Annotated in this window: 12 protein-coding genes; 4 read left to right on the plus strand and 8 right to left on the minus strand. The window is 72.9% G+C overall.

The window, feature by feature from the left end:
• Positions 1-69: 69 nt before the first annotated feature.
• Positions 70-1,356, plus strand: a complete 1,287-nt coding sequence (locus AB0E24_RS08575; RefSeq protein WP_359375576.1) for a hypothetical protein — start codon at positions 70-72, stop codon at positions 1,354-1,356.
• A gap of 366 nt (positions 1,357-1,722) precedes the next feature.
• Here AB0E24_RS08575 and AB0E24_RS08580 read toward each other — a convergent pair whose 3' ends face one another.
• The 3 genes from AB0E24_RS08580 to AB0E24_RS08590 are packed head-to-tail and all read right to left on the minus strand — an operon-like array spanning position 1,723 to position 4,852.
• Entirely contained in the window at positions 1,723-2,586 is an 864-nt protein-coding gene (locus AB0E24_RS08580; RefSeq protein ID WP_359375578.1) for an ABC transporter ATP-binding protein, read from the minus strand.
• Positions 2,583-3,821, minus strand: a complete 1,239-nt coding sequence (locus tag AB0E24_RS08585) for a FecCD family ABC transporter permease (RefSeq protein ID WP_359375580.1) — start codon at positions 3,819-3,821, stop codon at positions 2,583-2,585. Before AB0E24_RS08585 ends, AB0E24_RS08580 begins: the two co-directional genes overlap by 4 nt.
• On the minus strand, positions 3,818-4,852 hold the full coding sequence (locus AB0E24_RS08590; RefSeq protein ID WP_079258040.1) for a FecCD family ABC transporter permease: 1,035 nt from the start codon (positions 4,850-4,852) through the stop codon (positions 3,818-3,820). The genes AB0E24_RS08585 and AB0E24_RS08590 overlap by 4 nt, the downstream gene beginning before the upstream one ends.
• Before the next feature lie 75 nt (positions 4,853-4,927).
• Between AB0E24_RS08590 and AB0E24_RS08595 the strand changes: the two genes are divergently transcribed.
• Positions 4,928-5,686, plus strand: coding sequence for an HAD family hydrolase (locus tag AB0E24_RS08595; protein ID WP_237288291.1), 759 nt, complete (start codon positions 4,928-4,930; stop codon positions 5,684-5,686).
• 59 nt (positions 5,687-5,745) lie between these two features.
• On the opposite strand, the gene AB0E24_RS08600 is transcribed toward AB0E24_RS08595, so the two are convergent.
• Complete coding sequence (locus tag AB0E24_RS08600; RefSeq protein ID WP_079258039.1) at positions 5,746-6,054, minus strand: hypothetical protein; 309 nt, start codon at positions 6,052-6,054, stop codon at positions 5,746-5,748.
• Positions 6,055-6,222: 168 nt separating this feature from the next.
• On the opposite strand from AB0E24_RS08600, the gene AB0E24_RS08605 reads away from it, so the two are divergent.
• On the plus strand, positions 6,223-6,606 hold the full coding sequence (locus AB0E24_RS08605; protein ID WP_069870586.1) for a cold-shock protein: 384 nt from the start codon (positions 6,223-6,225) through the stop codon (positions 6,604-6,606).
• 271 nt (positions 6,607-6,877) lie between these two features.
• On the opposite strand, the gene AB0E24_RS08610 is transcribed toward AB0E24_RS08605, so the two are convergent.
• The 4 genes from AB0E24_RS08610 to AB0E24_RS08625 form a co-directional block, all read right to left on the minus strand.
• The gene (locus AB0E24_RS08610; RefSeq protein ID WP_359375798.1) at positions 6,878-7,744 is read right to left on the minus strand and encodes a 1,4-dihydroxy-6-naphtoate synthase; all 867 of its coding nucleotides are present in this window, start codon (positions 7,742-7,744) and stop codon (positions 6,878-6,880) included.
• An 8-nt stretch (positions 7,745-7,752) separates the two neighbouring features.
• Positions 7,753-8,598: a futalosine hydrolase gene (gene mqnB, locus AB0E24_RS08615; RefSeq protein WP_359375584.1), complete on the minus strand. Its 846-nt coding sequence runs from the start codon at positions 8,596-8,598 to the stop codon at positions 7,753-7,755.
• A gap of 241 nt (positions 8,599-8,839) precedes the next feature.
• Positions 8,840-9,346: a hypothetical protein gene (locus AB0E24_RS08620; protein ID WP_069870582.1), complete on the minus strand. Its 507-nt coding sequence runs from the start codon at positions 9,344-9,346 to the stop codon at positions 8,840-8,842.
• A gap of 188 nt (positions 9,347-9,534) precedes the next feature.
• Positions 9,535-11,247 carry an MFS transporter gene (locus tag AB0E24_RS08625; RefSeq protein ID WP_432445432.1) on the minus strand — a complete coding sequence of 571 codons (1,713 nt, stop codon included), beginning with the start codon at positions 11,245-11,247 and terminating at the stop codon, positions 9,535-9,537.
• Positions 11,248-11,415: 168 nt separating this feature from the next.
• On the opposite strand from AB0E24_RS08625, the gene AB0E24_RS08630 reads away from it, so the two are divergent.
• Entirely contained in the window at positions 11,416-12,321 is a 906-nt protein-coding gene (locus AB0E24_RS08630) for a DUF3027 domain-containing protein (protein WP_099014104.1), read from the plus strand.
• Positions 12,322-12,977 lie beyond the last annotated feature (656 nt).

Consider the following 12,977-nt stretch of genomic DNA (forward strand, 5'->3'; position numbering starts at 1 on the left):
GATTCCGCTTCCGCGCGGTAACGTCGGAGCGGACTGATACGCCGACGGTGCGCATTCTCAGGGGTCTTGGTGGGGATCGAGAGCGAGAAGCTCGTCTATGACTATCTGAGCCGTGTCGGTGACCTGGCTCAGCAGCAAGGTCTGTCGTCCGGTGAACGTATGCGGCTGGTCTCCGGACTCCGTGCCGATATCGACCATCGCCGGGCCACCGGAGGGGCGGACAGCCCGGCCGGGGTGAAGCGGATCCTGTCCAAGCTGGGCTCACCGGCCGACGTGGTGGCCGCCGCGGGCGGGCGCCCCGACCCGGGCTCGGGAACGGGCGGTGAGCCGGGCGGCGCCGAGAGCGGTGGCACGGCCGCCGGGGTCGGCGGTGGCGCGGCGCCGCGGGGAGCGGCCGGGGCGGCGCGGGCGGCCCGCGACAAGCTGGCCGGGCTCGCCAAGAGCAGCGGTCTCACCGGTAAGGTGCCCTCCCCGCGCGAGGAGGACGCCCCGGGAGTGCCCGGCGCCGGCCGGAACGGCGGGCGGAACGGGAGCGGCCCGTCCGGGGGCGCCCCGGGCGACGGGGCCACCTCCCTGATCAAGCCGAGGCCCGCCACCCCCGCCACGCCCCCGCCGGGCGCCGCCTCGCCACCGCATCTCGCGGGCGAGGACGAACTGGGCCCGCGCGAGTCCAACATGGACTGGTGGCATGTGGAGCCGGGTCCGTTCGCCCAGCCCGAACGGTCCGACGCGCAGTACGGCGCGGTGGAGGGGTTCACCGGCGGGATCGAGATCCCCGAACTGCTCGGCAAGGGCAAGTCGCCCGAGCAGCAGCGCCAGGAGCGGCGGGAGGCCGAGGAGAAGGCGGCGGCGGAGAAGGCCGCCACCGAGGCCAAGGCCGCCGAGGAGGCGAAGGCGAAGGACCAGGCGAAGGCCGAGGCCGGAGCCAAGAAGCGCGGTGCGCTGCGCCGTGTGCTGCTCGGGCCCGGTAAGGCGGGCGGTGAGCCCGCGGCCGGGGGCGGCGTCGTCAAATGGCTGGCCGGGCTCGGCCCGGTGCTGCTGGTGGCGGTCGGACTCCTCGTGGCGGGCGCCGGCCTAGGCAACTTCATCCTGATCGCCTTCGGCTGGGTGATCGCGTACTACGGCACCTACCGCCGTTCCCCGGCCGAGGCGAAGTGGGCCGCGCTGGGTGTGCCGGGCCTGGTCGCGGCCGGGGCCGTGGTCTGGCTGTGGGGACGGTCCGACGGCAAGTGGGGCGAGCCGATCCCCAAGGACGGCTGGCAGGACGTCCTGACGGAGACCTGGCCCTACGTCGTCCGCGGCGCGGCCATCGCCTCCGTGCTGTTCCTGCTGTGGCGCGCCCGTCGCAAGGGCTGACGACGGGCGCCCCGTCGCCCATGAGCCCCGTGCCTCGCGCGGCGGAGCCGCGTGCCCCGCGTGGTTCAGCCATGTGCCCCGCGTGGCTGAGCCCCCGTGCCCCGGCGCGGCTTAGCAACGCGCCGTTTCGGCCCACGCGCCGTTTCGGCAACGCGCCGCTTCGGCCGCGCCCGTTTCGGCAACGCGCCGCTTCGGCCGCGCCCCGCCTTCGGCCACGCCCTGCTTCGGCCGCGTGCCGCTTCGGTCCCGCGCTGCTTCGGCCCACGCCCTGCTTCGGTCCCGCGCCGCTTCGGCCGCGCCCCGCCTTCGGCAACGCCCCGCTTCGGCAACGCGCCGCAGGCAACCGCCCCGCAGGCCCCGCCCCGCTCAGCCCTTCTCGGCTCGCCAAGGCGTGCCCGGGACGACGAGGGGGCTGCCTGTGACCGGGTCCGGGACGACCACCGACTCCAGGCCGAAGACCTCGTGCACCAACTCCGCCGTGACGATGTCCTCCGGGCGGCCGCGGGCGACGATTCGGCCCGTCTTCATCGCGATCAGGTGGTCGGCGTAGCGGGCGGCCTGGTTGAGGTCGTGCAGGACGGCGACGACCGTACGGCCGCGTTCATGGTTGAGCTGGCGCACCAGGTCCAGCACCTCCACCTGGTGGGAGATGTCCAGATACGTCGTCGGCTCGTCCAGCAGCAGCAGATCGGTCTCCTGTGCGAGCGCCATCGCGATCCAGACGCGCTGCCGCTGCCCGCCGGACAACTCGTCCACCGGGCGGTCGGCGAGCGCCGTCACGTCCGTGCGCTCCATGGCGTCCGTGACGGCCCGTTCGTCCTCCTCCGACCACTGCTGCCACCAGTGCTGGTGCGGCTGGCGGCCGCGGGAGACGAGATCGGCGACAGTGATCGCCTCGGGCGCGACCGGGGTCTGCGGCAGCAGCCCCACCGACCGGGCGATCTTCTTCGTGGGGATACGCGCGAGATCCGTGCCGTCGAGCAGCACGGCGCCGCCGCGCGGCCGCAGCAGCCGCCCGAGGGCGCGCAGCAGGGTGGATTTGCCGCAGGCGTTGGGGCCGACGATGACCGTGACCTCGCCGTCGGGTATCTCCAGGTCCAGCCCGTCCACGACGGTCCGGTCCTCGTAGGCGAGGGTCAGCTGATGTGCGGTGAGCCGGTTCGCGGTGGCGGGGCCCGCGGGAGGACCCGCCTCCTGGCTCGTTCCCGTCGTGGACGCCGAAGCGGTCATGCGGCGGTGCCTCCCTTACGGCCGCGTCCCCCGGAAGACAGCAGCAGGTGGATCAGATACGGGGCGCCGACCGCGGCCGTCAGCACACCCACCGGCAGTTCGGTCGGCGCGAACAGCTTGCGGGCCAGCAGATCGGCGGTGACGACGATGAACGCTCCGGTCAGGGCCGAGCACAGCAGCGGGATCTGGGCGGTCCGGGTCATCCGGCGGGCGATCTGCGGGGCGAGCAGCGCCACGAAGTCCACCGGGCCGGCCGCGCCCGTCGCCATCGACGCGAGCACGATGCCGAGGGACGCCAGACCCAGCCGCACCCGCCCGAGCCGTACGCCGAGCGCGGTCGCCGTGTCGTCGTCCAGCGACACCGTGCGCTGCGCCCGTGCCGCCCACAGCACACCGGGCAGCAGCACCAGCAGCGCCCAGCCGAGCGGAGCGGCCTCGCCCCAGCCGCGTCCGTTGAGCGAACCGGTCATCCACACCTTCGCCTGCTGGGCCACCAGATAGTCGCCCTTGGTCAGGAAGAGATGGGTGATCGAGCGCAGCGCGACGGCGAAGCCGATGCCGATGAGCACGAAGCGGGCGGCGTGCAGCCCGCCGCGCCAGGCGAAGACGTACACCAGCGCGGCGGCGGCGAGACCGCCCGCGACGGAGAGATAGGGCAGGACCGTGAAGGAGCCGATCCCGTAGGTCATCGCGCCCACGGTCACCGCGCTCGCGCCCTGGCTGACGCCGATGATGTCGGGGCTCGCGAGGGGGTTGCGGGCCACCGTCTGGATCAGCGCGCCCGCGATCCCGAAGGCGGCGCCGACCAACAGGCCGAGCGTCATCCGGGGGAGCCGCAGCGTGCCGACGACGAGGTCGTTCGGGGTGGCCGGGCCGAGGCCCCACTGGGTGTGCAGGACGGCCTTCACGGCGTCGGCGGGCGCGACGAAGCTCTCGCCGACGCACAGATACGCCACACAGACGGCGGCGGTGGCCAGGGTCAGCCCGATCGCGACGAGGGCCGAGCGGCGATGCAGCAGGAACGATCCGCCACGTGCGCCGTACCCACCGCGCGCACCGCCTCCACCGTGCCCGGCGCTCACGCCGCGCCCGCCGCCCTTGACGCGGATCAGGCCGTACCCGGCGGGGCGGACGCCCGTACGGCCACCCGGCCGGGCACCCGTACGCCCCGTACGCCCCGTACGGACGGCACGGCCTTCGGCATCGTCGTCGGTGCGGCTCTCGGTGCTGGTCATGCGGCCACCGCCTTCCGGCGGACCAGCGTGACCAGGAAGGGCACCCCGATCAGCGCGGTCATCACACCCGCCGGGACCTCGCTCGGCGGGAAGAGTATCCGGCCCACCACATCCGAGACCAGCAGCATCACCGGGCCGATCAGCGCGGCCATCGGCAGGACCCAGCGGTGGTCGGTGCCGACGATCGCGCGGGCGATATGGGGGACCGCGAGGCCGATGAAGGCGAGCGGACCGGCGGCGGCGACCCCGACACCGGTGAGGATCGTGGCGCCGAGGGCCGCGACGATCCGTACGGCGGCCACGTTCTGGCCGAGCCCCTTCGCGACGTCCTCGCCGAGTGCCAGTGCGTCGAGACCGCGTGCCACCGCGATCACCAGCACCGTACCGACCAGCAGGAACGGCCAGATCTGGCCGACGAGCGCGGTGTCCCGGCCGGCGAGCGAGCCGATCTGCCAGAAGCGGAACTCATCCAGGGCCGCCGCCTTCGTCGTCAGCACGCCCGTTGTCACGGACACCAGCAGCGCGTTGATCGCGGCGCCGGAGAGCGCGAGTTTGACCGGGGTCGCGCCGCCCCGCCCGCTGGTGGCGATGGCGTAGACGGCGACCGACGCCAGCCCGGCGCCCGCGAAGGCGTACCAGACATAGCCGGTGAGCGTGTGCACCCCCGCGAAGGCGATCGCGAGCACCACACCCACCGAGGCCCCCTGGCTGATGCCGAGGATGCCCGGGTCGGCGATCGGGTTGCGGGTGACACCCTGCATCACGGTGCCCGCCATGGCGAGCGCCGCGCCGACCATCAGCCCGATGAGGGTGCGCGGCAGCCGCAGGGACCGCACGATGTCGGCGGCGTCGCTCGAACCGCCGTGCAGCAGCGCGTCCAGGACCGCGCTCGGCGCGATCTGGCGGCTGCCCACGGCGAGGCTCAGCAGGACGGCGAGCAGCAGGGCGGCGACGGCCACGGCCGTCCAGCCGAGACGACGGCGGACCAGGGAGGCTCTGGGAGGGCGGCTGCTGGCCCGGTCGGCGGTCATCGCTTCCGTTCGTTCGGCTCGCTCGTCGGCTACGAAGTTAGGCGAGGCTAAGTGTATGGGGTGGACCAAGGCACAATGGCGGGCATGTCTTCGCAATCCGCTCCGTCCCCCGCCGCCACCACCGAACCGGGTCTCGCCGCGGACGCCGGGTCACACACGGTGACCGTCGGCTTCGACCTCGACATGACCCTCATCGACTCCCGACCGGGCATCAAGGCGACGTACGAGGCGCTCTCGGCCCGGACCGGCGCCTATATCGACGTCGACCTCGCCATCACCCGGCTCGGGCCGCCGCTGGAGCAGGAGTTGGTGCACTGGTTCCCCGATGAGCGCATCGAGGAGATGGGCGAGCTCTACCGCGAGCTCTACCCGGAGTACGCGATCGGGCCCACCCCGGCCATGACCGGGGCCCGTGAGGCGATCGAGGCCGTGCGGCGGGCCGGGGGCCGGGCCATCGTCGTCACCGCGAAGCACGAGCCCAACGCCAAGCTGCACCTGAGCCACCTGGGCATCGAGGCGGACGCGGTCATCGGCTGGCTGTGGGCCGAGGCCAAGGCGGAGGCGCTGCGGGAGTACGGGGCGACGGTGTACGTCGGTGACCACACGGGTGACGTACGGGGCGCCCGTACGGCCGGTGCGCTCTCCGTGGCGGTCGCCACCGGGCCCTGCGCGGCGGATGAGCTCCTTACGGCCGGCGCCGATGTCGTCCTGGACGATCTGACGGCGTTTCCGGCCTGGCTGACGGGCCATATGGACGGCCGTACGGACATGGGCGGTCGTACGGACGTGGACGGCCGTACGGACATGGGCGGTCGTACGGCGACGGCGGGCTGATGGTTCCTGGCTGCCCAGGGTGTTTCAGCCCCTCGGGGTGTTTCAGACCCCGGGCTGATTCACCCGGACGGCGGTACGGACGGCGGTGACACCTGGGCGGGCGCCGAGGCTTCCCGCCGCTGTGCCGCGATGGAGCGCAGCAGCCCGACGGCGGCGAGCGCGAAGCCGACGCCCATCAGCATGCATACGAAGTACGCCACCGACGGCAACGGATCCGCGCCCAGAAAGAGCGGTGCGACGGTGACGAGGGTGGCCACCGCTCCAATGGCGAAGACAATGACGCCGAACCGGATGAGCCGGTCGCCGGGAAGGGGCGCCTCCCGGGGGCGGCTGGGGGCGCCACCGTTGTGCGGGGTTTCATTACTCACCGGACCAGGGTAGATCCGTGCCAGAGCGCGCATAGGAACCACCCGGGTACGTCTTGTCACCAGGCTCGGGACCATTAGCCTTGGTGGTGGCGGGTCTTACGACCCGCTGTAGTGCTATCGAGAGCTGTTTTTCCGTGTTTTCCGACGAGCGACGAGGACGAGACAGACGTGCCTACCGGCAAGGTCAAGTGGTTCAACAGTGAGAAGGGCTTCGGCTTTCTCTCCCGCGATGACGGCGGCGACGTCTTCGTTCACTCGTCGGTGCTCCCAGAAGGCGTCGACTCACTAAAGCCGGGACAGCGCGTGGAATTCGGCGTGGTGGCCGGAAATCGCGGAGATCAGGCACTGTCCGTCACCATTCTCGAGCCGACCCCTTCCGTGGCGGCCGCTCAGCGGCGCAAGCCGGACGAGCTGGCGTCCATCGTCCAGGACCTGACCACCCTTCTGGAGAACGTGACGCAGCAGTTGGAGCGCGGCCGCTATCCCGACAAGGCCCATGGCCACAAGATCGCTGGCATGCTGCGCGCGGTGGCCGACCAGCTCGACGTATGACCTGATCCGGCGCGTGGACGTATGACGCGCCGACGGTATGAAGCGCTGGCGTATGACGCCTGACGTATGACGCGTAGACGCCTGACGCACTGACGTATGAGGCGCAGACGTATGACCTGAACGGCCCGGCGGCACGTATTCCTCCCGGCATGTATGACGTTCCCGGATGGATACCCGCCAGGCCGAGCCTGACAGGTATCCATCAGCGGGAACCTGACGGGTATCCAGCAACGGGTATCCACCAACGGGAATTCGCCGGAACGCCGGAATGTCAGACGGCCTCCAGCGCCCCGGGGCCGAGGGGCGGCACCAGTCCCTCGGCCGCCGCGCGGGTCAGCAGCCCGCGCACCGCGGCGTAGCCGCTCTCGCCGAGGTCGGCGGTGAACTCGTTCACATACAGCCCGATGTGCTGGTCCGCGACGGCCGGGTCCATCTCCTGGGCGTGTTCAAGGACATACACCCGCGACGCCTCCGGGTCGTCCCAGGCCATTCGCACCGATGTCCGGGCGGCGTCGGCGAGCTCCCGCAGCCGCTCGGCGCCCAGTGAGCGCTTGGCGATGATCGCGCCGAGCGGGATCGGCAGACCGGTGGTCCGCTCCCAGTGCTCGCCCATGTCAGCCAGGCAGTGCAGCCCGTAATTCTGATAGGTGAACCGGGCTTCGTGGATGACGAGCCCGGCGTCGACCTCGCCGTCCCGCACCGCGGGCATGATCTCGTGGAACGGCAGCACCTTGATCTCGCCGATTCCGCCCGGCACCTCGGCGGCGGCCCACAGCCGGAAGAGCAGATACGCGGTCGAACGCTCGCTCGGCACCGCGACCGTCTTCCCCGCCAGGTCCTTGCCGGTGGGTTCCGGCCCCTCGCCGGGCCGCCGAGTGAGCACCAGCGGACCGCAGCCGCGTCCGAGCGCCCCGCCGCAGGGCAGCAGCGCATAGTCGTCCAGCACCCATGGCAGTACGGCGTAGGACACCTTCAGCACATCGAACTCACCGCGCTCCGCCATCCCGTTGGTGATGTCGATGTCGGCGAAGGTGACATCGAGCGCGGGCGCGCCGGGGACGCTGCCGTGGGCCCAGGCGTGGAAGACGAAGGTGTCGTTGGGGCACGGCGAGTAGGCGATCTTCAGAGGCTCGGTCAGGGGCTCAGTCACTGCCGGGTTCCTTCCGGGTCAAAGGTCCAGGTGCCGAGGAGGGGGGCGATGGTCGCGAAGGCGCTCGTGAGCGCCGCCATCGCCTCCCCGATCCGCCAGGCGGCGCGGTCGCGCGGCCCGACGGCGTTGGAGACCGTTCGTACTTCCAGAGCGGGCACGGCCTGCGCCGCGGCGGCCTCCGCCACGCCGAAGCCCTCCATGGCCTCGGCGACGGCGTGCGGATGGCGGCGCAGCAGCGCGGCGGCCCGTTCGGCGCTCCCGGTCACGGTCGACACGGTGAGCACGGTGCCGCGCACGGCGTCCGTCGCCTCGGCGACGGCGGCGACGAGCGGGGCGGGCGGAAGATGTTCGACGGTTCCGAAGCCCAGGTCGGTGACGGCGGCGAAGCCGTCGGGGGTCTCGGCGCCCAGGTCGGCGGCGACGATCGCGTCGGCGACGACGACGGAGCCGAGGCGCGCGGCGGCGGAGCCGCGGCGCGGGGTGGTGGGTGCCGGGGAGGTAGGCGCTGCGGTCGTGGGCGGCGTGGTGGCGGGCGCTGCCGTGGCGGGCGGCATGGCGGTGAAGCCGCCGCCGATACCGGCCGATACGGCGAGGTCGTAGGGGGTGCGGGCGACCGCGGCCGCGGTCAGCGCGGCGGCGGTGCCGGCCGCCGCGGCCGCCGGGCCGACTCCGGCGGCCAGGACGTCCACGGTGAGTGGCCGCCCGGTGGGCGGCACCGGGCTCAGCCGGTGGATCACGCCGCCGGGGACGGGGAGTTCGGCCACCTCGGGGGCCGTGGCGGCGATGCCCCGTACGACGGCGTCCCGCTCGGCGGGTACGGCCGTGACGATCAGTACGCGCATCAGCGGCTCCCCCTTGTCACGGCTCGGCCGGTGCCCCGGCGTGTCCGGTCCTCCTGGCCTTCCCGGTGTGTCCGGTTCTCGCGGTGTCCTGGGTTCTCCTGGCGGGCCCGGGCCCCGTACGACGGGGTCTCGTACGACGGTGCCCCATACGACAGGGTTTCGTCAGACGTCGCCTCGTCGGACGTCCCGCCCGGAGTTCCGCCCGGGGCTCCGCCCAGGGCTTCGCCCGGAGGGCCGTTCGTCAGGAATCCCGTTCCAGTGTGAACCGCCAGATGCCCTTGACGCCCTGGCTGCTCTTGCCGAGTTCGGCGATGGTGATCGTGACCTTCTTCTCGAGCGTGGTCTGGCCCGTCTGCGGGTTCTGCCGGGCGAAGAGCGTGTCGCTGTCGAAGCTGCGGTACGTCTCCTTGCTCGCCTCGGCCATGACCGGGTTGTTGGCGATCAGGCCCCAGCTGGACTTGGCGATCTCGGGGTCCACCCCGATCCGTACCTTGTCCCCGGGGGTCACCTTGATCGTCTTCTCGGGCTTGGCCGACAGACAGTCCTTGAACTTCTGTGAGCTCAGGTCCTTGCCGTCGCCGTAGCAGCCGTTGCTCGCCTCGGCCGTCACGGTGTCCGAACCGACCGTCACCGTTGCCAGCGGGGTCGGCTTGTCGCAGGCGGAGAGGGCGACGAGCCCGAGGGACACGGCACAGGCGGCGGTGACGGCGCGGCGGCCCTTGCCCCTGGAAAACAGCGCAGCGGTCATGCGGGCAGGCTATCTGGCCGCCCCGATCGCCTCGCGCGCGGGTCGGGCCACGGTCCGGGGTAAGCGTCAGGTCACAGGCTCGCGCACGGGGCGGGTGACAGGCTCGCGTGCAGGGCGGGTGACAGGCTCGCGCGCGGGGCGGGTCACAGGCTCGGGTGCAGGGCGGTCCGCTCGTGTTCCCGCGCCGGTCAGGCGACCCGTGGATACGGCGCCCCCTGCCGGGAGGCGCTCAGCAGCCCACGGACGCTCAGCGCCGCGCCCAGCGCGATCACCGCCGCGGCGACCGCCATCCCCAGCACCCCGTGGAGCGGCAGCGCGATGCCGATGGCGCCGCCGACGACCCATGCCATCTGGAGCGTTGTCTCGGAGCGGGAGAACGCGGAGGTGCGGACCTCCTCCGGGACGTCACGCTGGATCAGCGCGTCGAGCGACAGCTTGCCCAGCGCCTGGGAGATACCGGCGGTGGCGGCAACGGCGGCCACCGTCACCGCGCTGTAGAAGGCCGCCGATACGACGATCACGGCCAGGGCCGAGCTCAGCACCACCGCGATGATCAGCTCCGGGCCGCGCGTCCGCAGCCAGGCGCCGATCGCGGTGCCCAGCGCGTTGCCGCCGCCCGCACAGACCGCGGCCAGGCCGAGCGAGATCTCCGGGCCGAGCCCGCCCAGCGGCTGGTCGCGGAGGAGGAAGGCGAGGAAGAGGGTGAGGAATCCGGACAAGGTCTTCAGCGCGGCACACGCCTGAAGGGCGTGCAGGACGGAGGGGCCGACCGTACGGAGGCCGGGCCGGCCCGACCGGTTCCGCCAGAAGGCGGCCCTGCCCAGGGCGGTCCTGGCCCCGCCGACCCTGGCCTTGGGCTTGCGCACCGTCACCGGCAGATGCAGATGGTGCTGTCCCGAGGTCAACTGCGCCTTGGCCTCACCCTTCGCGGAGTCCACCTTGTGCGGCAGGGTGAACGACAGGAATCCGCCCAGCAGGAAGATCACGGACGCCCCGTACAGCGGCCAGCCCGGACCGATCTGATGCAGCCCGGCCCCCAGCGGGGCCGCCACACCGGTGGCCAGCAGCCCGGCCAGGGTCACCCGTGAGTTGGCCTTGACCAGGGAGAAGTGGGGTGGGAGCAGTCGTGGCACTACGGCGGAACGGACGACTCCGTACGCCTTGGACGCCACCAGCACGCCCAGCGCCGCCGGATACAGCTCCAGACCACCGCCCACCACCGCGCCCGCCATCGTGAGCGCGAGCACCGTACGGGTCAGCATCGCGCCCGCCATCGCCGCGCGGCGGCCGTGCGGCAGACGGTCCAGGAGCGGGCCGATGACGGGGGCGAGCAGCGCGAACGGCGCCATGGTGATGACCAGGTAGAGCGCGACCCGGCCGCGGGCCTCGTCGGTCGGGACCGAGAAGAAGATCGTGGAGGCGAGCGCGACGGTGATCAGCATGTCGCCCGCGGAGTTCACCGCGTGCAGTTCGATCAGCTTGCCGAGCCCCGACTCCCCGGCTCCATGGGCGTGGGTGGCCCGGCGGATACCCCGCCCGGCCGCGGTGAAGGGGAGGCGGAGCGCGAAGGGAAGACGGAGCGCGTGGACGACCCAGCGGCCCGACCGTTGGGTCGGGCCGCCGCCGTACCATCGCTTTTCTGCCACCTGACCATGGTGCAGCCAACACGGCCCGAGCGTCAGACCTTCGACGGCTTTCCGGATGGCGGCGTCGCCGAAGAGGACCGGCAACACCCTGCTGTCCAGCGGAGATGCGGTTTCCCCGGGGTGGGCGGACGGGGGCCGCGCGGCGCCGGGGCCGGAGGCGGGCATGAGACGGGGGTAGGGGCGGCGCGGCCGGACAAGGTAGCGTGCGTAACCGCGCCACCGAGGGCCGTTCCTGGCCGTGTGCCGAGTAGCCATCCCGCAGAATGGGACGTACAAGGTGCGCCCCAAGGCCCGGATGGGGGTGGACGTCGACGCGGCCCCATGGTCCGCTCCGTCCGCGGTCCCGCGTTCCGGCCGTACGGCTGGCGCACCAGGTCAGACGGCTGCGACGGCGTGGAAGAGAGAATCGATCCTGTGAGTGCGATGCGAAGCCGTACCCCCGACCGCCTGTGCGCCGAGGCGGTCGAACTCGCCCGCGAGGCGGCCATGGAAGCCGCCCATCCGGGGAAGATCGCCGAGTATCTGGGCGCCGTCGCCGAGGGTGACCGCGTCGTCACGCATCTCTTCGAGAGCGCCGAACCGGGCTATCGCGGCTGGCGCTGGGCGGTCACGGTGACCCGCGCCTCCCGCGCGAAGGCCGTCACCCTGGACGAGACGGTGCTGCTCCCCGGCCCCGACGCGCTGCTCGCGCCGGAGTGGGTGCCCTGGAGCGAGCGGCTGCGCCCCGGCGACATGGGGCCGGGCGATCTGCTCCCCACCGAGGCCGAGGACCTGCGCCTGGAGCCGGGCTACTCGGGCGAGGACATCCCACCGCCCAACTCGGTCGTCTCGGAGGAGATGCAGCAACTCGCGGCGGTGGAGGATGCCGACGTCACGGCCGGCGCCCCCGCAGCGCAGACCGCCGCGCCCAGCACCGGCTCGATCGCGGCCGTCGCGGAGGAGCTGGGCATGCGCCGCGCCCGGGTGCTGTCCCGCTACGGCCTCCACGTCGCGGCCGACCGCTGGGACGAGGCGTACGGTCCCAAGACCCCCATGGCCCAGGCGGCCCCCGGCACCTGCGCGTCCTGCGGCTTCCTGGTGTCCCTCGGCGGCTCGCTCGGGCAGGCGTTCGGGGTGTGCGCGAATGAGTTCAGCCCGGCGGACGGCCGCGTCGTCTCCCTCTCGTACGGCTGCGGCGCCCACTCGGAGGCGGCCGTGATGCCCAAGCCTCCCCGCCCGGCCCCGCCCGTCGTCGACGAAACCGTCGTCGAGCCGCTCCCCCTCCACCCGGACCGCACGGGCGGCTCCGTCGAGCCGGACACCCCACCGGAGGAACTGGGCCACAGCTGAGGCGGCCCCCCTGGGCCGCCGCCCCGGCGCCCCTCGCCGGACGCGCCGCCGTCACGGAGGCGGCGGCCGCGAGCCCGCGCGGTCGCCGATCCACCGCGCGGGCCCCCGCGCCCGCGGCCCGCGCCCCTCGGCGGACGGCCTCGCACGACGCGGTGCGCTTTCGGTTGGCGGCTGCCGCGAGTCTCCGCTGTGGCTGATGCGGGCCGGGCCGGTGATGGCGGCTGGTCCCCGCCCCTCGGGGTCCCACGCGCCGCGGTGGTGGCTTCGCGACGCGGCCGGGGCGCGCCTGGCCGGTGCGCCTTTGGTCTGGGGCTGTGTGGCCCCGTGCCGCGCTGGCCTGTGGGGGTGTTGGCTGTTGCCCGCCGTGGGCGGGCTGGGGTTCTGCGGGCCCCGGTGGGTGGTCTTGTGTGGTGTGGCCTGGCTGCGCCGGGCCCGGTGCGCCTTTGGTTTGCGGCTGCCGCGAGTCTCCGTCGTTGCTGACCCGGCCGGTGATGGTTGTTGCCCGTTGCGGTCCCGGCGATGGTTTCGCGATGCGGCCGGGCTGCGTCTTCGGTGTGGGGCTGCGTGGCCCCGTGCCGCGCTGGCCTGTGGGGGTGTTGGCTTGTTGCCCGCCGTGGGGCGGGCTGGGGTCCTGCGGGCCGGGCGGCCTCGCACGA

The organism is Streptomyces malaysiensis subsp. malaysiensis, assembly GCF_040653035.1.
Classification (GTDB): domain Bacteria; phylum Actinomycetota; class Actinomycetes; order Streptomycetales; family Streptomycetaceae; genus Streptomyces; species Streptomyces malaysiensis.

Coding starts and splice junctions, on each gene's coding strand:
- AB0E24_RS08580 (WP_359375578.1), bottom strand. CDS start 2,586: ATGACCGCTTCGGCGTCCACGACGGGAACGAGCCAGGAGGCGGGTCCT.
- AB0E24_RS08585 (WP_359375580.1), bottom strand. CDS start 3,821: ATGACCAGCACCGAGAGCCGCACCGACGACGATGCCGAAGGCCGTGCC.
- AB0E24_RS08590 (WP_079258040.1), bottom strand. CDS start 4,852: ATGACCGCCGACCGGGCCAGCAGCCGCCCTCCCAGAGCCTCCCTGGTC.
- AB0E24_RS08595 (WP_237288291.1), top strand. CDS start 4,928: ATGGCGGGCATGTCTTCGCAATCCGCTCCGTCCCCCGCCGCCACCACC.
- mqnB (WP_359375584.1), bottom strand. CDS start 8,598: ATGCGCGTACTGATCGTCACGGCCGTACCCGCCGAGCGGGACGCCGTC.
- AB0E24_RS08620 (WP_069870582.1), bottom strand. CDS start 9,346: ATGACCGCTGCGCTGTTTTCCAGGGGCAAGGGCCGCCGCGCCGTCACC.
- AB0E24_RS08625 (WP_432445432.1), bottom strand. CDS start 11,247: ATGGCTACTCGGCACACGGCCAGGAACGGCCCTCGGTGGCGCGGTTAC.
- AB0E24_RS08630 (WP_099014104.1), top strand. CDS start 11,416: ATGCGAAGCCGTACCCCCGACCGCCTGTGCGCCGAGGCGGTCGAACTC.